Source organism: Lysinibacillus sp. FSL K6-0057 (assembly GCF_038630885.1).
GTDB lineage: Bacteria > Bacillota > Bacilli > Bacillales_A > Planococcaceae > Lysinibacillus > Lysinibacillus fusiformis_F.
In genome coordinates, this window is the sequence record NZ_CP152047.1 from 793,361 (window position 1) to 814,902 (window position 21,542).

The window sequence follows — 21,542 nt, forward strand, 5'->3', positions numbered from 1 at the left end:
CATGGTACAAACAATTCCTATTAAGCCAGCAGATGTCACATGGACAGACGATCAGTGGAAGGCAATTTATGCTAGCGGTCAAGATACACTTGTATCGGCTGCGGCAGGGTCTGGGAAAACAGCAGTCCTGATTAATCGTATGATTGAAAAAGTCATTGCTATTGAAAATCCCATCAATGTAGATGAACTATTGGTAGTGACCTTTACGAATGCTTCAGCCGCTGAAATGCGCCATCGTATGTCTGAGGCATTAGAAAAGGCGATAGCAGAAAATCCAACATCTAATCATCTAAGACGGCAGCTTAGTCTTGTGAATAAAGCACAAATTTCCACCCTGCATTCCTTCTGTTTAGCCATTGTGAAGCAATACGCATACTTACTTGAGATAGATCCAGGCTTTCGTATTGCCAATGAAGCAGAAATAGCATTATTGAGAGATGATGTTTTAGCAGAAGTTCTAGAAGATGCCTACGATTCTGAGGATGAGGCTCGCGTACAGGCTATTTATCGTCTTGTTGATAGCTTTACCTCAGATCGTGATGATCAAGCCATCGAAACGCTGATTAGTAAACTTTATGATACTTCTCGTGTACATGCAGAACCTCAAAAATGGCTATGGAGCCTTCCACAAGCATATGATTTAGCTGATGAAGTGACGATTGATGATTTAGAGCTATCTCAATACGTCAAATTGACCGTACGCCATAGTCTGGAAGAGGCGTTTGTATTAATTTCAGAAATGCGGGCGATTACATTACAGCCAGACGGACCTGCCCCCTATGCTGAAACGGCAGAAATTGATTTTGCTATGATTCAGGAAGGGATTCGCATGAGCCAAAGCGGTACATGGCAGGAGCTATTTGATTATTTTGCAACGGTCAAATGGTCTACATTAAAACGAGTATCAAAGGATGCATTAGTAGATGTAGAGCTACAAGAGCTTGCGAAGAAAAAACGAGAAGCAGCCAAAAAAATGATGAATAAAATCAAAGAGGCGTTTTTTGTTCGTACGCCTGCACGCCTACTTGAGGAAATAAGATTAATGGCACCAACGATTGCTACGTTAGTGGAATTGACCACTACTTTTAGTGAACAATTCCGACTAGCCAAGCTAGAACGTGGAATCATTGACTTTTCAGATTTGGAGCATTATGCACTTCAAATTTTAACCGTAGAGGTAGATGGCGAGCTTCAGCCCTCACCAGTTGCACTAGATATGAAAAAACGCTTTAAAGAAGTGCTGGTGGACGAATACCAGGATACCAATATGCTACAGGAAACCATCTTACAACTTGTCAAAACAGGTGAGGAACAGGATGGTAACCTTTTTATGGTTGGGGACGTAAAACAAAGTATTTACCGTTTCCGATTAGCTGAACCAAAGCTCTTTATGCGAAAATATAGTGAGTATATGGAGACACCTGAGGTAACGGGGATGCGAATTGATTTAAATGCTAACTTCCGTAGTCGAAAAGAAGTGTTGAATGTGACAAACTACGTTTTTGCACAAATTATGGGTGAGCGTGTTGGTGAAATTCTTTATGACGACAATGCGTCACTAAAGCCCGCTGCGCCTTATGATGATAAAGAAATACCTGTTGAGCTAGTCATAATGCATCCACCACAGGAAGAGGAAACAACAGAAGAACTGGAAGAAATAAACAACGAGGCTGCTGAGCTAGAGGAATTAAAAAAATCACAATATGAGGCACGCTTTATTATCGATCGTATACGTCAGATGATGGAAGATGGAACAACCGTTTATGATACGAAAACAAAAACAGAGCGACCATTAAAGTATAGTGATATTGTGATTTTAATGCGTTCGATGACATGGTCGACAGATTTAGTGGAGGAATTTAAGCTGGCAGGGATCCCACTCTATGCAGAATCGTCTAAAGGCTATTTTGATGCGCTTGAAGTGATGATTATGTTAAATGTCCTGAAGGTAGTCGATAATCCCTATCAGGACATCCCATTAGCTTCTGTACTGCGCGCACCGTTTGTTGGTTTAACGGAAAATGAGCTGGCGAAAATCCGTTTAGCCGATCAAAAGGTACCTTTTTATGATGCTTTACGACAATTTATTCGCAGTGAAGGACATGGTGTGCAAACCACTACATTTGAGAAGCTGCAACGCTTTATGCTGGCCTTTGAAAATTGGCGAGATTTAGCACGTCGTGGATCATTGTCAGATTTAATTTGGAAAATATATTTAGATACACATTATTATGAAATGGTTGGGGCAATGCCGAATGGCAAACAGCGTCAGGCAAATTTACGCGTTTTACATGATCGTGCGTTAATGTATGAAAAAACGGCATTTCGTGGACTATTCCGTTTTTTACGTTTTATTGATCGTATGCGTACGCGTGGTGATGATTTAGGCACTGCCAAATCAATTGGCGAAAAGGACGATGTGGTGCGCCTGGTGACAATTCACTCTTCTAAGGGATTAGAATATCCAGTCGTCTTTGTTGCAGGAATGGGACGTCCGTTTAATAAAATGGATTTTCATCAACCTTATTTGTTCGATCAAGATTTTGGACTAGCTGTTAAGGCCATTGATCCTGAAAATCGTATCACCTATACATCGTTACCGTTTTTAGCATTGAAGGAGAAAAAAGAACTAGAGATGCGCGCAGAAGAAATGCGTGTCTTATATGTTGCGATGACTCGTGCGAAGGAGCGTTTGATTTTAGTAGGCTCAGTGAAGAACTGGGAGAAAACACGCGACAACTGGCAGGACGCACAAAGTTTGCCGTTGGATGCACCGCTTCAAGAATATTTACGTGCTAGAGCTAATAGCTATTTGGACTGGATAGGTCCAGCAGTGGCAAGGCATGCAGACTTTGCAGCAGTAGCAACCAATTCTTATAAGAAATTAGAGGATCCATCACATTGGTGGGTTCAAGCCATCGATACAAAGCATTACTCGTATGAGTTACAAGCGATGGGCGATGAAGTACAGCAAGCGCTTGCGATGCCAGAGGATGAGGACTTGCTGGCTGAAATCACGACCCGCTTTCAAGCACAGTATGCCTATCAAAAATCAACAAGAAAGCGCTCTAAAACATCTGTTAGTGAAATAAAGCGATTAGAAAATCTACAGCGTCAGGAGGAACCCGAATTTTATTTTGCCTCTCCTACCAAGCAAAAGGCTTCATCCATTGCACCTCGACCAGCTTTTTTACAGGAACAACAGTTAACAGGTGCTGAAATTGGTACCGCTGTGCACACAGTGATGCAGCATGTCCCTCAGTTTGGTTTTGGTCATATCAATGATGTAAAGGACTTTGTAGAGGATTTAGTCGCAAGGCAGCTTTTAACAGAGGCGGAGGGTATGGTGGTTCCACAAGCGAAGATTTATCATTTCTTTGAGACAGAAATAGGGCAACGCTTTCAACGAGCGAGTCAAATACGTAGGGAAATGCCATTTACCATTAGTAGAATCGATGAAGATGGCGATGCTCAAATTGTGCAAGGGATTATTGACTGCTTATTTGAGGATGAATACGGTAATTGGGTCTTGTTGGATTATAAAACGGATCGTATACAATCTCATTTTGCGCAGGAGACTGCCCTGTCAAAAGAAATACTAGGTCGTTATGCCGTACAGCTTCGTGTTTATAGTGAAGCCATTGAATCCATTTTACACATCAAGGTGAGCGATAAAGTATTATATTTATTCGATAATGAACAGATCATACAGGCATAAAGAGCTTGTTATGGGAAAAGTAGGGCTTATTTGTCCTGCTTTCACCATAGCTACTAGTCAAGAGGAGGCTATTTTGTGGAGTTAAAACCGACAATGTTGCAGGAACGAATGGCAACATTAGATATTTTACGAGGTATTAGTTTAGTAGGTATCTTACTTGTAAATATGTATACCTTTTATTTGCCAATGCCGCATATTGATTTGGCATCATGGTTTACAACCCCATCGGATATTGTGTGGCAGAAAAATATAGATATTTATGTGCAAGGTAGCTTTTACCCGCTCTTTGCCATGCTATTTGGTTATGGACTGGCTATGCAGTGGCAGAAGGCTCAGAGTCGTGAACAAAACTTTTATACGCTAGGGCTTCGTAGACTGTCCATCCTTTTTGCCTTTGGTTTTGTCCATGCTGTGTTAATTTGGTGGGGCGACATATTAATGATGTATGCATTTTGTGGCGTGTTCTTAGTGCTTTTACTACGTTTGAGTCCTATCTGGCTATTTGCTAGTGCTTTGATCATTAATGGCTTGATGCAAGTTTTTATGCTCTTTGTGGTAGGGATTGTTAATTTTAATACAAAAGTAGATGATTACTTAGATATCGTATCAGTAGAGAAGGCCATCACGGCTTATGGGACAGGAGACTGGGTAGATGCCTTTATGCAACGCTTAACAGATTTATCGACGCAGGCAGGCATCGAGATGTGGTTTGTCGCACTGTTCACCATTTTACCGTATATGTTAATAGGTGCCGCTGCCTCTAAATGGCGTTTAGTAGAACGAGCTAAAGAATTGAAGTGGTTATGGCTGACATTAGCAATTGCCGGATTGGTCATCGGGATTGGTATGAAAAGCTTATCTATTATGTTTACAAGAACTTATTTACTAGATTATTTAAAGGTATACATAGGGGGTCCAATGCTATCGGTGGGCTATATCGGGGTGATTGTGTTACTTTGCTTAGTGCCAATTGTGCCAAAGCTACTTAGTCCTTTTGCTAAAATTGGGCGCATGTCATTAACGATGTATATTCTTCAATCGATTATAGGCACTTGTTTATTCTATCAATTTGGTTTTGGCTGGTATGGCAAAGTAAGTGTGGAAACTGGGGTATTAATTGCTATTGGCATTATTGTTGTACAAATGATCATAGCAGAAATTTGGCTATCTAAGTGGAAACAAGGGCCGCTAGAGGCAATATGGCGTAAATTAACATATAAGCAAAAGGTGGAAGTACGTTAATATATTCCTCTTCACATGCATATTTTAAGAAGATATAACAACTTATAAAAATGTTGTCGCAAAAATGAGGTAATTTCTATCATATTGTTGTATTATGTAGAAAAAAGAAGGAGCTCTTTCAATCATGAAAATTTTATCATTCAAATTAGGTGGACATGTAAGCTTTGGACCAAAAGTAAAAAAAGAAGAAGCGGTATGGGACGTACTCGCTATTCAAAATGAACTTCAAGTTCTCCCTTCTTTTTCAAGTTCAATCGTGGATGGCATTGCTTTAGGCTTTGATTTTGTGGAACAGATTCGTAAATTAGTAGAAGCAGCAGAAAAATCAGATAATGCTAATAGTTTTAAACGTGAATTTACAGAGATCGAATGGCTTTCACCAATTCCACGTACACCTAAAAATATTATGTGTATTGGTAAAAACTATGATGAACATGCGAAGGAAATGGGTGCAGAAGCAGCACCAACGGATTTAATGGTATTTACAAAATCACCAACTGCAATTGCCGCTGATGGACAAACAATTTCTATTCATGCTGATCTTTCTTCAAAAATGGATTATGAAGGTGAGCTAGCTATCGTTATTGGGAAACGTGGCAAAAACATTCCTAAAAATTTAGCATTTGATTATGTATTTGGCTACACAATTGCCAATGATGTAACAGCTCGTGATTTACAAGAGAATCATAAACAATTCTTCTTGGGTAAAAGCTTAGACGGTACTTGCCCTCTTGGACCATACCTTGTGACAAAGGATGAAATTCCAAATCCACAAGACTTAACAGTTGTTACAAAGGTTAATGATGAAGTACGTCAAAACGGCTCTACGAAAGATATGATGTTCACTGTTGAAACACTAGTATCCATCCTATCAAAGCATGTGACATTAGAGCCAGGAGATGTTATTTTAACAGGTACGCCAGCAGGAGTTGGCAAAGGTATGAACCCGCCACAATTCTTAAAAGCTGGAGATACAGTAAAAGTATCCATTCAAGGAATCGGTACATTAGTCAACCATTTTGAATAATGATGATATCAATCCGCGGGAGTCCATACTCCGCGGATTTTTTACTTCTTTAAGGGAAGGTAACAGAAGTTAAAGCTGTTAGATCTAACGATGTAGAATCTTAATTGATGTAAATTATGTGAACACTATTGTAATATTTGAAACCCTTTCCATCGCATGGTAGGATAGAGTTTGATAGAAAAAGAATGAGGTGGGACAAACATGAGTTTTTTAACTAGCCAAACGCATTTGCATATTACTACGTGGGTAGTGGCTATTGTTATCTTTTTAATTGCGGCACTAATGGGCAAGCAATCAAAAGGCTTACATATGACATTACGTCTGTTTTATGTATTAATAATCATCACAGGTGGAGCATTATTTATCGAGGCAATGGACTATGGTCAAGGTATGCTTTACGGTTTTAAATTCTTAGGTGGCATACTTGTAATTGGTATGATGGAAATGGTATTAGTGCGCCAAAAGAAAAATAAACCAACAGGTATGTTTTGGATTTTATTTGCAGTATTCTTATTAATCACTTTGTTCCTAGGATTTAAACTACCAATGGGTCAAGATTTCTTAGCATAATGATTTAAAAGTCGTGAAGTAGTAGTTGCTTCACGGCTTTTATTTTGTAAACGAAAATGAAGACGTAAATGACACCTTTTTGCCGTAATTCATTTCGCATTTTCGCAAAATGTTTGGAAAAGATAGCGACGTGACTGAGTTATTTGGTAAAATGACGATGATTGGTTTGAAAGAGAGGGAATAACAGTGAAATTTAAGAAGTGGATAAGTGCAACAGCTGCATCACTTTTATTAGCAACTTCATTCGTAACTACTATACCAGTAGCCCATGCGGATGAATCAGCGACTAGAACGATAGCAGAAGAGAGCATCTATGATTTACTCGTTGACCGTTTCTTTAATGGCTCGGGCACAAACGATTTTGATACAAATACGCAGGACCCTTCGAAATTTGCGGGGGGCGATTTTACAGGTTTACAGGATAAACTGAAATTTATCGGTGAGATGGGCTATACGATTGTTTCCATTGGACCTATTTTTTCTACAGAGAAATACGATGGTTCAATGCCAACAAGCTATACTACAATCGAACGTCATTTTGGAACAACGGAAGAATTCCAAAGTATTGTAGAGGCCTATAAAGCTAAAAATATGTCTATTATGGTTGATTTTCCACTTACAAATGTGAGTCCAAATCATGAGTGGGCAAAGGATGCTTCAAAAGCAGATTGGGTTGCATCTACGAATAATGGACAAGTACAGTGGGATTTATCGAATAAAGATGTGCAAGAGGCACTTATTCAAGCAGTAACTGAATTTGTTTCTACATATGACATCGGTGGTATTCGTTTAACAAATATTGCAGGGGCTGATACAGCGTTTATCAATGCAATGATAGCCGCATTAAAAGAGACAAAATCGTCCCTTTATGTCATTGCTAATGAAGAAAGTGATGCTGACTTTGATGCAACTTTCTCACCTGTAACGGCAGATATCTATCGTAATATGTTTAAAAACGTGGATATGGATTCCTCTAAATTAATGGAACCTTTTACAGGAGAAAAACCGACACAAATTATGGTGGATTCGCTTGAAACTCATCGTTTTACATTCGACTCTGCTAATGAAAATATGTTCCCACCTACGCGCTTAAAAATGGCGATGGGTGCATTATTTATGCTACCAGGAATTCCTGTCGTACAATATGGTACCGAAATTGCTATGAATGGGGAAGCCAAACCAGATACACACCAGTTTTACAACTTTAAAACAGATGAAGAACTGATTGATTATATTAAAAATGTTCAATCTTTACGTAATCAATCAGCTACTTTGCGTAATGGTGATTTTGAAGTCATTACAAATGAAAATGGCCTTCTTGTCTTTACACGTACTTCTGATGAAGAAAAGTGGGTAATCATGGTTAATAATACTGGTAAAACACAACGCGTCGACTTAACGCCTGAACAACTTGGTGAAGGGAAAATGTTGAACGGGATTTTACATGAGGAAAAAGTTCGTATAAATGAAAAAGAAGTTTATCCTGTTATTTTAGACCGAGAAATGGTCGAGATTTATCAGGTTCGCAATGATGAAGGCTTAAACACGCCCTATATGGTGGCTTTAGGCTTAGTATGGTTGATCTTTATTGGTTTTGTAGTCATCATCATTAAACGAGGAAAAGTTCGCCGTCAGGAGCAAGACGTCCAACAATAATAGCACAACGAAAAAAGCATGCTAGGAGCCATCCTAACATGCTTTTTATTAGCCTTCAAAGCTTTTATTTGTGAAGAAAATCGCAATAGTCCCTGGACCTACATGTGAACCAATTGCGGAGCCAATCATAGTAATTTGCACAGCTTGAGGTGAAAAACGCTCCTGGATAGAGGCTTTTGCTTCATTTGCAAAGGCAGCATCATCACTATGGCTAATACCTATGATTTTATTTGTAAAGCTGCCGCCACGCTCCTGCATTAAATCTAACATACGATTAAGTGCCTTTTTTCGACCTCGTGACTTTTCAATCGGTACAAGTTTGCCATCTTCTACATTTAAAATAGGTTTAATACTAAGTAGGCCACCTAAAAATGCACTGGCTTTCGATACACGACCACCTTTAGCAAGGTAATCTAAATCCTCCACTGTAAATAAATGCTCAACCTGAGGTGCAAGGTTATTTATTTTAGATGCCGTATCTTCTAAGGATACGCCCATATTTCGAAGTCGAACAGCTTCTTCCACGACAAGGCCATGTCCTAATGAGGCGCATTTAGAGTCGATAATGACTAGTTTTAAGGAAGGATACTGCTCAAGTACTTGATTGCGAATCATTTGAGCAGTACTATATGTGCCTGATAGTTCTGATGAAAACGCGATATAAATGCCTTCTTCATCATTCTTGGCTAGTTCCTCAAAATGCTTCAAAAACAGCTCAGGTGACACTTGTGATGTTTTTGGCTGAGCACCTTGACGTATCGCATCATAAATCTCTTTGGAATCAATTGAAATCACATCTTCATATTCTTTGTTGTTCAATTGCACTCGTAAAGGGAGTAGCACAACATCATTTTCTTCATAGTAAGACTTCGGTAGATCACATCCACTATCTGTAAAAATCTTCATTCTCTTGTCCCCCTAAATTCAACTTACTTTTCAAGCTTTTTAACTTTATTCAGTAGATACTCACTTTAGATAAATGGAAGGGGTACCACTGAATAAAGTTAAACTGGTAAAAATGGAATGTTAACTTGAACTTACTACTTAACTATGATAATTTCAAGCGTTCAATGAGTATTTTTGCAATTCCATCATCATTATTCGTTGCAGTTATTTCATTAGCAATGTTTTTTAGACTTGAGATACCGTTCCCCATCGCTACGCCAAGTCCAGCATATTCAATCATTTCTAAATCATTGTCTTCATCGCCAAACGCGATGATGCGCTCACGTGGGATACCTAAATCTTTTGCCACATGCGCTATACCAACAGCTTTATTTAAGCCCCGACGCACAATTTCAATAATATGAAGAGGTGCGCCCCATCGACGATGCTCGATGACTTCAGCATGCACCGCCTGTAAATGATCACGTATAATAACCGAATTTGCTTCATTTGCCTGAATCAGCAAACTTGTGGGATTTTCTAAGAGATGTGTGTATAAATCCCCAAGTGTAATTTTGGGATTTCCCATATTAAAAATATTTAAGATACGATCATCTTCTGTGTGAACATAAATATCATCTTTTACCTCAGCGATAATATTTTCATACTCATAGCTATTAATAGAATCAACGACATCATGTACAACACTTAAATCAATCGGTGTGTGCATATGTTGCCAAGAGATGTTTTTAGGATGATGCACATATGCGCCATTAAAATTGACAATGGGTGTAGTGAGCCCAAGCTCATGATAATAAAGATCGCTTGCACGGTATGGGCGCCCCGTCGCAATCATCACTTGATGCCCTTGTTCCTTAGCCTGCAATAATGTTTTTTTCGTTTTTGCTGTAATTTGTTGTTGATCTGTTAATAAAGTTCCATCTAAGTCTAATACGATTAAATGTGGTTTCATAGCTCGTTGCCCCTTTCCTATAGTTTGAATAGTATCTCTTTGTCTTACATTCGTCAAAATTTTGTCACAGTGAAAAAAGTTTGCTAACATAAAGATGAGACAAGAGTTGGGAGTGACAATAATGTTTGTAGAAAAAGAAGTGTGGGGAACTATTCCTTTATTACATATACATACAGACAATATGAATGAAGAAACCCCGGTAGTGATTTTTTTGCATGGCTTTATGAGTGCAAAAGAACATAACTTACACTATGCATACCAATTGGTGCATAAAGGGGTGCGTGTCCTATTGCCAGATGCAAAATTTCATGGTGAGCGTAGCGAAGGCCTAACAGAAATGCAAATGAACTTAAATTTTTGGGACATTGTTTTAAATTCTATTCATGAAGTGCAACAATTATATGATGAATTAAAGAATAAAAAATTATTAGCTAGTCATAATATTGGCATAGCAGGTACTTCAATGGGTGGCATCGTGACATCAGGCTGTCTGAAACTTTATGATTGGATACAAACAGCTGCAATATGTATGGGCGCTCCTGGTTTTATTAAATTGGGTGAATATCAATTACAGCAATTTGCTAAAAGCGGAGTAAACTGGCCTATGTCAGAGGAAGACGTAGAAAAAATTAATGATGTCCTTGCTCAATATGATGTCAGTTTAACACCAGAAAAATTCGCGGGCCGCCCTGTATTCTTTTGGCATGGAGAATTAGATAAAACAGTTCCTTTTCATGAAACGTATAAATTTTATGAAACATTACGGGAATACTATGAAGCAAACCCTGAATATTTAAAGTTCATGGTTAACAAACGGGCTGGACATGCTGTACCACGTGACGGTATGCTAGCAGCTACAGCATGGCTTGCACAGCATTTGGCATAACAGGATGCATCTGCTATGATAAGGTTAACACTATGATGGAAGGAGAAATACGAATGGATCAAGATATGAAAGACAGCATGTTTGGTGCTTTAGAAAATGTAATTGACCCTGAGCTTGGCATCGATATCGTCAACTTAGGTTTAGTATATGATGTGGATTTAGATGATGAAGGTGTCGCAACTGTTACAATGACCTTGACATCGATGGGCTGTCCACTTGGACCAGTCATTGTGGATCAAGTAAATACAGCATTAGGTGAACTTCCTGAAGTGAAAAGTACAAATGTGAATATTGTATGGAATCCACCTTGGTCAAAAGATAAAATGTCACGCTATGCAAAAATGGCATTAGGTGTACGTTAAAATGTAATATTAAACCCTGCTTATTCAAAAATAAGCAGGGTTTTTGCTTGTAACGAAATTAATCGATACGGCATATTTGTAATGGACAATTTTCACAGGCAATTTCATTTTTTAAAAATTGTAAATCATGAATGGTAATAAATCCTTTATCAAAAGTGATAATCTCATGTTTTTTTAAATCATTCAGCATGCGATTGATCATTTCACGACTTGTTGCACACAAATTCGCAATTTCTGTATTGGTTAGCTGAAAATCAATAAAAATGGAGCCATTTTCTAAAGGTTTACCATACGTATTGGAAAGTCGAATGAGCGTTGAAAATAGAGCACCTTTTTTACCGTTTAACACTAAATCGCGCAAACGGCTTTGATGCTTTAAGTTTTCTGTTTGCAACCACTTCATATATTCCACCATAATTGTCGGCTGCTCTTCTAGTAAATGCTCCAAAGATTTACGACTCAAAACATACAGCGTAGAGGGTTCTAAAACTTTGGCAGTCATCGAATTATAGACGAGATTACAAAATAATGAACCTTCTCCTATTATACTGTCAGGACCACAAATACGAATGGTTAATTCCTTGCCAGTTTCGGATTCTTGGCTAATCGAAATAACACCTGATTGGATGTAATAAATTTCTTTTGCCCGTTCTCCCTCTAGAAAAATTTTATTTCCTTTATTCACTTTGATAAAAACACCATGCTTTTGAAAAAGATCCTTAATTTTTTCAAACATATTATCCATTAAAACCATATCTCCAACACATCGCTTTCTTTTTGTAATAAATGGCGATTATTACAAAAGGATAGTGGATTTCGATACTAAAACATAGAAACATATCATTATTATAACGTAGATTTCCATAATAAGTGAAAAAATTTTAGTGCAATTTCTTTGCTAAGCATTGTCGAGTGATGTAAAATAAAGTTAGTCAAAAAAGGTCAAACTTTTTCAAATGAATAAGATAGGGTATATAAATAATGAGAAACATGAAAGTAAAGGAGTGCTAGCTATGCAATTTCAACAAACAGACAATAAAAAACCATTAGAGCAATTTGGACGTAATTTAATTGAAGAAGTGAAAAATGGCAAGATGGACCCTGTTATCGGTCGTGATGAAGAAATCCGAAATGTCATTCGTATTTTAACACGTAAAACGAAAAATAATCCTGTATTAATCGGTGAACCAGGAGTTGGTAAAACAGCGATTGTTGAAGGTTTAGCACAACGTATTGTAAAAGGTGATGTACCTGAAGGCTTGAAAGATTGTGTGCTATATGAACTAGATATGAGTGCGCTAATCGCTGGTGCAAGCTATCGTGGACAATTTGAAGAACGCTTAAAAGGTGTGCTAAAAGAAGTAAAAGATTCAGAAGGACAAATTATTCTATTTATTGATGAAATTCATACGATCGTAGGCGCAGGAAAAACAGATGGCGCTATGGATGCAGGAAATATGCTAAAGCCAATGCTAGCACGTGGTGAATTACACTGTATTGGTGCTACTACTTTAGATGAATATCGTATGTACATTGAAAAAGATCCCGCGTTAGAACGCCGATTCCAGCAAGTACTAGTGCGTGAGCCTTCTATAGAGGATACAGTATCCATTTTACGTGGCTTAAAAGAACGCTTTGAGTTGCATCATGCCGTACGTATTCATGACAGAGCCATTGTTGCGGCAGCAGAACTATCCAATCGCTATATTACAGAGCGATTTTTACCCGATAAAGCGATTGATTTAATTGATGAGGCTTGTGCAATGATACGTACGGAAATTGATTCCATGCCACAAGAATTAGACGCAGTTACTCGTCGTATTATGCAGCTAGAAATTGAAGAACAGGCATTACGTAAGGAGAAAGACGAGGCAAGTAAAAAGCGTCTAGAGCAATTACGTGAGGAATTAGCAAAGTTAAAAAAATCCTCTGAGGGCATGCGACAACAATGGGAAGCAGAAAAAGAAAAGCTTCACGATATCCAGAAAAAACGGGAAACATTGGATAAATATCGTCGTGATTTAGATGAGGCGGAAAGTAAATATGATTTAAATAAAGCTGCTGAATTACGTCATGGTAAAATTCCGACACTTGAAAAAGACATTCAGGCACTTGAAAAGGAATTAGAGAACGGTGTAGAATCTCGCATTTTACGTGAAGAGGTAACAGCAGATGAAATCGCTGCGATCGTTTCACGTTGGACAGGAATTCCTGTTACAAAATTAGTGGAGGGTGAGCGTGAAAAACTCTTACGTTTAAAGGATACATTGCATGAACGTGTGGTTGGGCAAGATACAGCTGTTCAATTAGTGACAGAAGCAGTATGGCGTGCACGTGCAGGCATCAAAGATCCACACCGACCTATTGGTAGCTTTTTATTCTTAGGCCCAACTGGTGTAGGTAAAACAGAACTTGCCAAGGCACTTGCTGCACAGTTATTTGATTCAGAGGATCACTTTATTCGTATTGATATGAGTGAATACATGGAGAAACATAGTGTGTCCCGTCTTGTTGGTGCTCCTCCAGGTTATGTAGGCTATGAGGAAGGTGGACAACTAACAGAAGCCGTTCGCCGAAATCCTTATTCTGTGGTGCTACTAGATGAGATTGAAAAAGCTCATCCTGATGTGGCGAATATTTTATTGCAAATATTAGATGATGGTCGCATTACAGATAGTCAGGGACGTATGGTGAATTTTACAAATACAGTGGTCATTTTAACTTCGAATATTGGTTCTAGCTATTTAATGGAAGCAAAAGAAAATGATGCTACTGTAGAAGACTTAGTTATGACAGCTCTAAGACAACATTTTAAACCAGAGCTATTAAACCGAATGGATGATATCGTCTTCTTCCATGCTTTATCTACTAAACATTTTACAGCGATTGCTTGGAAGTATGTGGAGCAATTGATTCAACGTGTGGCAGAGCAAGAAATTACTTTATCTGTCGAGCAAGAAGTCATTGATTGGGTAGTGCAGCAAGGCGCAGATGCCCAGTTTGGAGCAAGACCACTAAAACGCTTTGTACAGCGACATATCGAAACAGCCGTTGCTAAAGAACTCTTACGTGGAGAAGTTTTACCAGGGGAGACATTGCATGTAAAAATGCGTGATGGCCAATGTGTTGTGGAGAAATAACAGAAAAAACCTGTTCGGCATGAAGCTGAACAGGTTTTTTCTAGCTGAATTAATGATGGTCTGCAGCTTCTGGTGTAGGATCGTTTGGAATGATTGCTCCAATAATAAAGATAAGAATGGAGAATACAACAGAAACGATTGCCCCAGTTTTGAAATCAAATGGTACACCAAGTACAGAGCTGACTACGTAGTTTAACATAGAAACTAGTAAGAATGACCATATGAACGTTACGATATATTGCATTAATTTCACCTCAACCGAACTTTTTTCATCATAAGGTTTTACTCATATTCATTATCATATCATAACATAAATTAAAAAAAAATGAACCATTTATGTGAAACATGGCGATTTTGTCACAACAAATATGAGTTTTTGTATTTTATGTTTGGTGGTGTTAAAGTATTTAGGAATGGTTCTGAAATAGGGGAATGCGCTCCTAAGCTGGTGAAAAGCGCTCAGAAATAGTGGAAATCCGCTCCTAAACGGATAGAAAGCGCTCCAAAACAGGAGGCCCCGCTCAAAGATGGATAGAAAGCGCTCTAAAAAGGGAGAACCTCGCTCAAAGGTGGATAAAAAGCGCTCCAAAAAGGGAGAACCCCGCTCAAAGATGGATAGAAAGCGCTCTAAAAAGGGAGAGCCCGCTCAAAGATGGGTAGAAGGCGATCCAAAAAGGGAGAACCCCGCTCAAAGATGGATGAAAAGCGCTCCAAAAAGGGAGAACCCCGCTCAAAGGTGGATAGAAAGCGCTCTAAAAAGGGAGAACCTCGCTCCTAAACGGATAGAAAGCGCTCTAAAACAGGAGGCCACCGCTCAAAGGTGGATAGAAAGCGATCCAAAAAGAGAGAACCCCGCTCTAAGTTCACTAAAAGTGCTCCAAAAACTAAAGAAACTGCTCAACAAAGGATAATAAACCCTCAAAAATAAAAGAACCCCATTTCATCAAATTCCTTCACCTCGATAATCAAACAACACCACCCTCATATACATAAAATTTAAATCATCTTGCGTCTTTCCTTTTGTATGCGTTATAATTATGACCAGTTACTAATAATTGATAGTAAGAAAGCTGAGGGGTTGCTATATGAACGCTGGTATTATAGGAATAGGCAAATATGTTCCTGAGAAGGTCGTTACAAATTTTGATTTGGAAAAAATAATGGATACTTCGGATGAATGGATTCGTACTCGAACAGGCATTGAAGAACGTCATTTTGCGGCAGATGATCAGGAAACTTCAGATTTAGCAGTAGCTGCTGCAAAAGAAGCTATTGCAAATGCGGGGATTACGCCTGAGGAAATTGGTTTAATTCTTGTAGCAACTGTCACACAGGATCAAAATTTTCCAAGTGTAGCTTGTATGGTTCAGGAACAACTCGGAGCAGTGAATGCTGCAGCGATGGATCAAGCAGCAGCATGTGCAGGATTTATATATAGTTTAGTGACAGCAAAGCATTTTGTTGAGGCGAATGCTTATAAATATATCTTAGTAGTAGGTGTAGAAAAGCTGTCGAAAGTCGTTGATTGGGAAGATCGTAATACAGCTGTATTATTTGGCGATGGTGCCAGTGCAGCTATCGTTGGGCAAGTCTCTGAAGGTAGAGGTATTTTATCATTTGAACTCGGTGCAGACGGTACAGGCGGAAAGAATCTTTACTTATCGAAGCAAGACACAATTGCGATGAATGGTCGTGAAGTGTTTAAGTTTGCTGTGCGTCAAATGGGTGAATCGGCTGTTAATGTATTAGAAAAAGCGGGATTAACAAAAGAAGATGTTGATTTTTTAGTGCCGCATCAGGCAAATATACGAATTATGGAATCTGCTCGTGAACGATTAGAGCTACCACCAGAAAAAATGTCAAAAACGATTCATAAATACGGAAATACTTCAGCAGCATCTATTGGGATTTCCTTGGTAGATGAGCTCGAAGCAGGTAAGATTAAAGAGGATGATTTATTAGTCCTTGTAGGTTTTGGTGGCGGCTTAACATGGGGTGCCGTAGCCATGAGATGGGGAAAATAAGTAGGAAAAATGCTTGAGGGGAGTAAGACAATGAGTAAACGACGAGTAGTAATTACAGGAATTGGCGCAGTTACACCACTAGGAAATAGCATCGAAGAAACATGGGCAAACATTAAAGCTGGTAAATCTGGTATAGGTGAGCTGACACGTTTAAATAAAGATCTTTTTGCAGCAAAAATCGCAGCAGAAGTGAAGGACTTCGATATTGAAAAATATATTGATCGTAAAGAAGCACGTAAAATGGATCGTTTCACACAATACGCATTAGCTGCTTCCATTATGGCTATGGAAGATGCACAGCTAACAATTGATGAAGAGCTAGCTCCACGTGCAGGTGTATGGATTGGCTCTGGTATCGGTGGAATGGAAACATATGAACAACAATTTTTAACATTCCAAGAGCGTGGTGCAAGACGTGTCAGTCCATTCTTTATTCCAATGATGATTCCTGATATGGCTTCGGGCCAAGTTTCTATTCACTTTGGTGCAAAGGGAATTAACTCTTGCTCTGTAACGGCATGTGCTTCGGGTACAAACTCTATTGGGGATGCCTTTAAAGTAATTGAACGTGGGGATGCAGATGTCATGATTTCGGGTGGTGCTGAATCACCAATCGTAACAATGGCTGTGGCAGGCTTCTGTGCCAATACAGCTTTATCATTAAATCAAGACCCACAAGCAGCATGTCGCCCATTCGATAAAAACCGCGATGGCTTTATTATCGGAGAAGGTGCAGGTATCGTTATTTTAGAAGAATATGAACATGCAAAAGCTCGTGGTGCCAAAATCTATGCTGAAGTTTTAGGTTATGGTGCAACAGGTGATGCGCATCACATTACGGCTCCAGCTCCAGAGGGTGAAGGTGCAGCACGTGCGATGACGCAAGCGTTAACAGATGGTGGCGTAGAGCCATCACAAGTTGATTATATTAATGCTCATGGTACGAGTACGCCATACAATGATTTATTTGAAACACAAGCTGTTAAAACTGCTTTTGGTGAGCATGCGTATAAGCTTGCAATGAGCTCTACAAAATCGATGACGGGTCACTTATTAGGAGCAGCTGGTGGTGTGGAAGCGATTTTCACAGCATTAGCCCTTAAAGAAGGGATTTTACCTCCTACAATCAATTTAAAAGATCCTGATCCTGAATGTGATTTAGATTATGTTCCAAACGAAGCAAGAGAAGCAAGTATTCAATACGCAATGAGTAATTCTCTTGGTTTTGGTGGTCACAACGCAAGTCTTCTATTCAAAAAATATGAAGCCTAATATGTAAACATAAAAAACGTCAGCCGAATTTAAATGGCTGACGTCTTTTTTTATAGTTTTGTGAATAAATGATAAGTAAGAAGAAATAGAAAGGATGCCACTACGATGTTTCGTCTCTTTTTATTTTTAGTAAGTTATGGCTTAATGATCCTCTCAGTAGGGAATCTCATATTGTATTTAAATTACCGCACACTAGGTTATTCATGGAAGGTTGTTTTCAAGTTTATTTTTCAAACAACAGAATTTTATATGGCGGTAGGAGCCTGTATTATCATCTGTGCAGTTGTGCTTGATCTAGGCTTTGATCGCTCCTCAGACAAGCCGTAAGTTTAGCGACGTGCGCGACCAAGACCCATGGCATCTTCCATACGTTTTAATGTAGCACTAGCAATCGCATTCGCCTTTTCAGCACCCTCATCTAGAATGACATCTAATTCGGATGATTCTACTAGATGATAGAATTTTTCTTGAATAGGTGTTAGGTGTTCAATCACTGCTGTTGCTACACCTTGCTTGAATCCACCATACCCAATTCCCTCATATTTTTTGACTAAATCTTCAATCGCTATACCTGAAATAGCCGATTCGATTGTCAATAAATTTGAAACGCCTGGTTTATTTTCCACATCAAATGCAACGATACCGTCAGAGTCTGTAACGGCTGATTTAATTTTTTTCTCAATTTCTTTCGCCGTATCTAATAAACGGATTGTCGCTTTCGTATTTGGATCTGATTTACTCATTTTCTTTGTTGGCTCTTGTAAGGATTTAATACGAGCGCCTGCTTTTGGTAGTTGAATTTCTGGAATCGTTAAAACATCACCAAAGCGTTTGTTAAAGCGTTCTGCTAGGTCACGAGTCAGTTCGATATGCTGCTTCTGATCATCGCCGACAGGAACAATATTTGTGTTATAAAGTAGTATGTCTGCAGCCATTAAAGGTGGGTATGTTAAAAGAGCAGCAGATACGCTTTCTTTACCGTGTGATTTATCTTTAAATTGTGTCATGCGTTCTAGCTCTCCGATAGACGCAACACATTGTAACATCCATCCTGCCTGAGCATGCGCTGGCACCTCTGATTGGATGAATAACGTAGATTTTTTAGGGTCAATGCCCGTAGCAATATAGGTAGCAGCTAGCTTACGAATACTTTCTCGTAATTCTTTAGGGTCCTGTGCAACAGTTATGGCATGTTGATCAACGATACAATAAATCGCATTTCCTTCATCTTGTAGTGCAGGGAATTGCTTGAATGCTCCTAAATAGTTCCCTAAAGTTACGATACCTGTAGGCTGTACGCCAGAAAAAATAGTTGTCATTAAAATTTCCTCCTCGAATTCAAATTCTGTGACAATTGTCATCAGCGTTACCTTCATCTTTCAATCTGTTTGATGAAGACAAAAAAACATCATGCGTCCTCATTAGATTTTTTCTAATGAAGGGACGAATGATGTTTGAATCCGCGGTACCACCCAGCTTGCCTAAAAAGGCCACTCAGCTTCGTAACGTGAAGGGACGAGCTTTGCTATTAGCTTTAAGAAGCGTTCACAAAGCTAACTCGGAAGTCCATTCCACATGCCTCCACGATCTGTTTGCAGCAACCACAGACTCTCTATACGTGAATTAGCATATGTACTACTCTTCGTCAGCGTTTTTCTCAATTTAAATTGTTCAAATTGATTTGATTGCAAAGAATTATATTATAAAGATTTCTTTATGTAAAGTCAGACTTTTGACGGTGTTTTTTTTTGAGAAAAAATTATATGCTTTTTTTGTTATGTAATTTTGTTATAAATATAAATTTTTTTATTAAAATATTGTTGAGGTGTACACGTCGAATTGACAATTTTCTCGTTTATTTTTCTTAAATGAGAACAAGTAAGATAGATGTTTGGATGTTTAAAATGCTTGAAAAGTGGGAATGGTAGTAGTAGCACATAAGTTTGAAGAAAATACACTACATTAAAAAGCTGTATAAATAGACAGAATATTTAGGGATAGGCTCAGACTTTTTTTATTGGAACTATATTCAAATACAGCGGAGTACTGTATAATGGTACTGTGTATTTTACATTACATTAATTCTAATTTAACACACTGGTTCTGGTTTATAGATAATGATTCGAAATGAAAGGATGTGTCAGAATGATCGTAACCCTATTTACATCACCAAGTTGTACCTCTTGTCGTAAAGCGAAAGCTTGGTTAGAGGAGCACGAAATTCCATATACAGAACGTAATATATTTTCTGAACCGCTCAGCATTAGTGAAATAAAAAAAATTTTACGTATGACAGAAGACGGAACTGATGAAATTATTTCTACTCGTTCAAAAATATTCCAAAAATTAAATGTGGATGTTGAAAGTTTACCATTACAACGTTTATATGAATTAATTCAGGAATATCCTGGCTTATTACGTAGACCAATCATTTTAGATGAAAAACGTCTACAGGTTGGCTACAATGAAGATGAAATTCGTCGTTTCTTACCTCGAAAAGTTCGAGCATATCAATTACAAGAAGCGCAACGAATGGTGAATTAAACCTTTCTATTCTGAATAATATATGTAATAGATGTTACAGATGTGGAATGCATGTTGTGACATCTTTTTTTTATGTTTTACTTCTGTAAAACCTTCTATATGAAGTATAATAATTAATAGGGAAAAGTCATATATTTCCGTAAAAGTATGTTAAACTTGATTTAAGTTAAATAGTTTACTACAATTTCAATAATTCAAATATCTTCTGTGAAACGGTGTATATCCTTTTCATTTTATGACAGAACAGCATACAATAGAGTTAGAGACAACTGTGAATACAAAAATTCATGTTTACGGTTACTCGATGGTTTTACTGTAGTGTGGTCAAAGGTTGAAAAACAAATGCAGTATGAAGGTTAAAAACAAAGAATAAAAGCATACTAATGAAACAAAACTGTTTTTCGACATATGACAGTGAAGGGAGATGAGGTCTAGTGGACATCGAACGTGTAAATGAAAATACACTCAAGCTCTTTATTACGTACAATGATATAGAGGATCGCGGCTATAGTCGTGAAGAAATTTGGTACAATCGAGCAAAGGGTGAGCAACTTTTTTGGGATATGATTGATGAAGTAAACACGGAGGATTATTTTGATGTAGAGGGTCCGATTTGGATTCATATCAATGCATCTGAAGTTGGCTTAGAAATCATTGTCACACGTGCACATATTTTAAAAGACGGTGAAACATTAGATGGTCATTCGAATTTTGATGAACACAAAGATATGTTTGCACCATTCGATGAAGTTGGAGAGGATCTTCTTAGCCAACTAACTCAATTTGGTGACATGGATGAGTCAGAATTATTTATGGATACAGACATTTATGTTTATAAATTTAAAGATATTGATGAGTTAATCCCTGTCGCAAAACGAATGACAGACGAATTAGTGGATTCCTCATTATTCAAATATGAAAATTGGTACTATCTAGTTGTTGATTTCGGAAACGCAGATGAGGATTTAAATCGTCATGATAGAAACGCAGTTATCAAGGAATTTTTAACACCATCCAATTTTACAATTCATCGTCTAGAGGAGTACGGTGAAAAAATTATGGAATTCAATTGCTTTGAAACAGTTCGAAAATACTTTGCATAAGCAATGAATCACCTAATTATTTTAGACTGTAGTGAAACTCGTAAAAGAATCGAGTTTTGCTACAGTCCTTTTTTATGCGTTCAACATCACGGATTTCTGAATAAGGTCGCATTTTTAAAATTTCAAGAAAAAACGGCTTT

General features: G+C 38.1%; 19 protein-coding genes and 1 other annotated feature. Of the genes, 14 read left to right on the forward strand and 5 right to left on the reverse strand.

The genetic code is table 11. From position 1 onward, the window contains the following. Position 1: 1 nt before the first annotated feature. The 5 genes from addA to MHB40_RS03700 all read left to right on the forward strand — a co-directional run bounded on the left by addA (position 2) and on the right by MHB40_RS03700 (position 8,213). Positions 2–3,718 carry a helicase-exonuclease AddAB subunit AddA gene (gene addA, locus MHB40_RS03680; RefSeq protein WP_342533956.1) on the forward strand — a complete coding sequence of 1,239 codons (3,717 nt, stop codon included), beginning with the start codon at positions 2–4 and terminating at the stop codon, positions 3,716–3,718. A 75-nt stretch (positions 3,719–3,793) separates the two neighbouring features. Then, positions 3,794–4,960, forward strand: a complete 1,167-nt coding sequence (locus MHB40_RS03685; protein WP_342533957.1) for a DUF418 domain-containing protein — start codon at positions 3,794–3,796, stop codon at positions 4,958–4,960. A gap of 124 nt (positions 4,961–5,084) precedes the next feature. Then, positions 5,085–5,987, forward strand: coding sequence for a fumarylacetoacetate hydrolase family protein (locus tag MHB40_RS03690; RefSeq protein WP_342442498.1), 903 nt, complete (start codon positions 5,085–5,087; stop codon positions 5,985–5,987). 201 nt (positions 5,988–6,188) lie between these two features. Continuing rightward, a complete protein-coding gene (locus tag MHB40_RS03695) occupies positions 6,189–6,557 on the forward strand; it encodes a YisL family protein (protein WP_205441348.1) in 369 nt (122 codons plus the stop codon). Between the two features lie 186 nt (positions 6,558–6,743). Then, a complete protein-coding gene (locus MHB40_RS03700; RefSeq protein WP_342533958.1) occupies positions 6,744–8,213 on the forward strand; it encodes an alpha-amylase family glycosyl hydrolase in 1,470 nt (489 codons plus the stop codon). 48 nt (positions 8,214–8,261) lie between these two features. Here the strand turns inward: MHB40_RS03700 and MHB40_RS03705 are convergent, their stop codons facing one another. Both MHB40_RS03705 and MHB40_RS03710 read right to left on the reverse strand, forming a co-directional pair. Beyond that, positions 8,262–9,119, reverse strand: a complete 858-nt coding sequence (locus tag MHB40_RS03705) for a DegV family protein (protein WP_342533959.1) — start codon at positions 9,117–9,119, stop codon at positions 8,262–8,264. Positions 9,120–9,261: 142 nt separating this feature from the next. After that, positions 9,262–10,071: a Cof-type HAD-IIB family hydrolase gene (locus MHB40_RS03710; protein WP_342533960.1), complete on the reverse strand. Its 810-nt coding sequence runs from the start codon at positions 10,069–10,071 to the stop codon at positions 9,262–9,264. Positions 10,072–10,192: 121 nt separating this feature from the next. Between MHB40_RS03710 and MHB40_RS03715 the strand changes: the two genes are divergently transcribed. Then, positions 10,193–10,957 (forward strand): prolyl oligopeptidase family serine peptidase, encoded by a 765-nt coding sequence (locus tag MHB40_RS03715; protein WP_342533961.1) that lies wholly within the window; start codon positions 10,193–10,195, stop codon positions 10,955–10,957. A 53-nt stretch (positions 10,958–11,010) separates the two neighbouring features. Beyond that, the gene (locus tag MHB40_RS03720; protein ID WP_036120908.1) at positions 11,011–11,319 is read left to right on the forward strand and encodes a metal-sulfur cluster assembly factor; all 309 of its coding nucleotides are present in this window, start codon (positions 11,011–11,013) and stop codon (positions 11,317–11,319) included. A 58-nt stretch (positions 11,320–11,377) separates the two neighbouring features. On the opposite strand, the gene MHB40_RS03725 is transcribed toward MHB40_RS03720, so the two are convergent. Beyond that, positions 11,378–12,064: a Crp/Fnr family transcriptional regulator gene (locus tag MHB40_RS03725; RefSeq protein ID WP_205441358.1), complete on the reverse strand. Its 687-nt coding sequence runs from the start codon at positions 12,062–12,064 to the stop codon at positions 11,378–11,380. Positions 12,065–12,332: 268 nt separating this feature from the next. Here MHB40_RS03725 and MHB40_RS03730 point away from each other — a divergent pair, with 268 nt between their 5' ends. Next, positions 12,333–14,459: an AAA family ATPase gene (locus MHB40_RS03730; protein WP_342533962.1), complete on the forward strand. Its 2,127-nt coding sequence runs from the start codon at positions 12,333–12,335 to the stop codon at positions 14,457–14,459. A gap of 49 nt (positions 14,460–14,508) precedes the next feature. Here the strand turns inward: MHB40_RS03730 and MHB40_RS03735 are convergent, their stop codons facing one another. Beyond that, complete coding sequence (locus MHB40_RS03735; RefSeq protein ID WP_004227469.1) at positions 14,509–14,703, reverse strand: YjzD family protein; 195 nt, start codon at positions 14,701–14,703, stop codon at positions 14,509–14,511. A 283-nt stretch (positions 14,704–14,986) separates the two neighbouring features. Here MHB40_RS03735 and MHB40_RS03740 point away from each other — a divergent pair, with 283 nt between their 5' ends. The 4 genes from MHB40_RS03740 (at position 14,987) to MHB40_RS03755 (ending at position 18,082) form a co-directional block, all read left to right on the forward strand. Continuing rightward, positions 14,987–15,370 (forward strand): hypothetical protein, encoded by a 384-nt coding sequence (locus tag MHB40_RS03740; protein WP_342533963.1) that lies wholly within the window; start codon positions 14,987–14,989, stop codon positions 15,368–15,370. Between the two features lie 174 nt (positions 15,371–15,544). After that, a complete protein-coding gene (locus tag MHB40_RS03745) occupies positions 15,545–16,483 on the forward strand; it encodes a beta-ketoacyl-ACP synthase III (protein WP_342533964.1) in 939 nt (312 codons plus the stop codon). 30 nt (positions 16,484–16,513) lie between these two features. Continuing rightward, positions 16,514–17,755 carry a beta-ketoacyl-ACP synthase II gene (gene fabF / locus MHB40_RS03750; RefSeq protein WP_342533965.1) on the forward strand — a complete coding sequence of 414 codons (1,242 nt, stop codon included), beginning with the start codon at positions 16,514–16,516 and terminating at the stop codon, positions 17,753–17,755. A 105-nt stretch (positions 17,756–17,860) separates the two neighbouring features. Continuing rightward, positions 17,861–18,082 (forward strand): hypothetical protein, encoded by a 222-nt coding sequence (locus MHB40_RS03755; protein ID WP_016994330.1) that lies wholly within the window; start codon positions 17,861–17,863, stop codon positions 18,080–18,082. A gap of 2 nt (positions 18,083–18,084) precedes the next feature. Here MHB40_RS03755 and trpS read toward each other — a convergent pair whose 3' ends face one another. Further along, positions 18,085–19,074, reverse strand: a complete 990-nt coding sequence (gene trpS / locus MHB40_RS03760; protein ID WP_342442507.1) for a tryptophan--tRNA ligase — start codon at positions 19,072–19,074, stop codon at positions 18,085–18,087. 117 nt (positions 19,075–19,191) lie between these two features. Further along, positions 19,192–19,413, reverse strand: a binding site (T-box leader). A 490-nt stretch (positions 19,414–19,903) separates the two neighbouring features. Between trpS and spxA the strand changes: the two genes are divergently transcribed. Together spxA and mecA are read left to right on the forward strand one after the other, a co-directional pair. After that, the gene (spxA, locus tag MHB40_RS03765) at positions 19,904–20,299 is read left to right on the forward strand and encodes a transcriptional regulator SpxA (RefSeq protein WP_025116803.1); all 396 of its coding nucleotides are present in this window, start codon (positions 19,904–19,906) and stop codon (positions 20,297–20,299) included. 434 nt (positions 20,300–20,733) lie between these two features. Further along, on the forward strand, positions 20,734–21,402 hold the full coding sequence (mecA, locus tag MHB40_RS03770; RefSeq protein ID WP_004227456.1) for an adaptor protein MecA: 669 nt from the start codon (positions 20,734–20,736) through the stop codon (positions 21,400–21,402). Positions 21,403–21,542 lie beyond the last annotated feature (140 nt).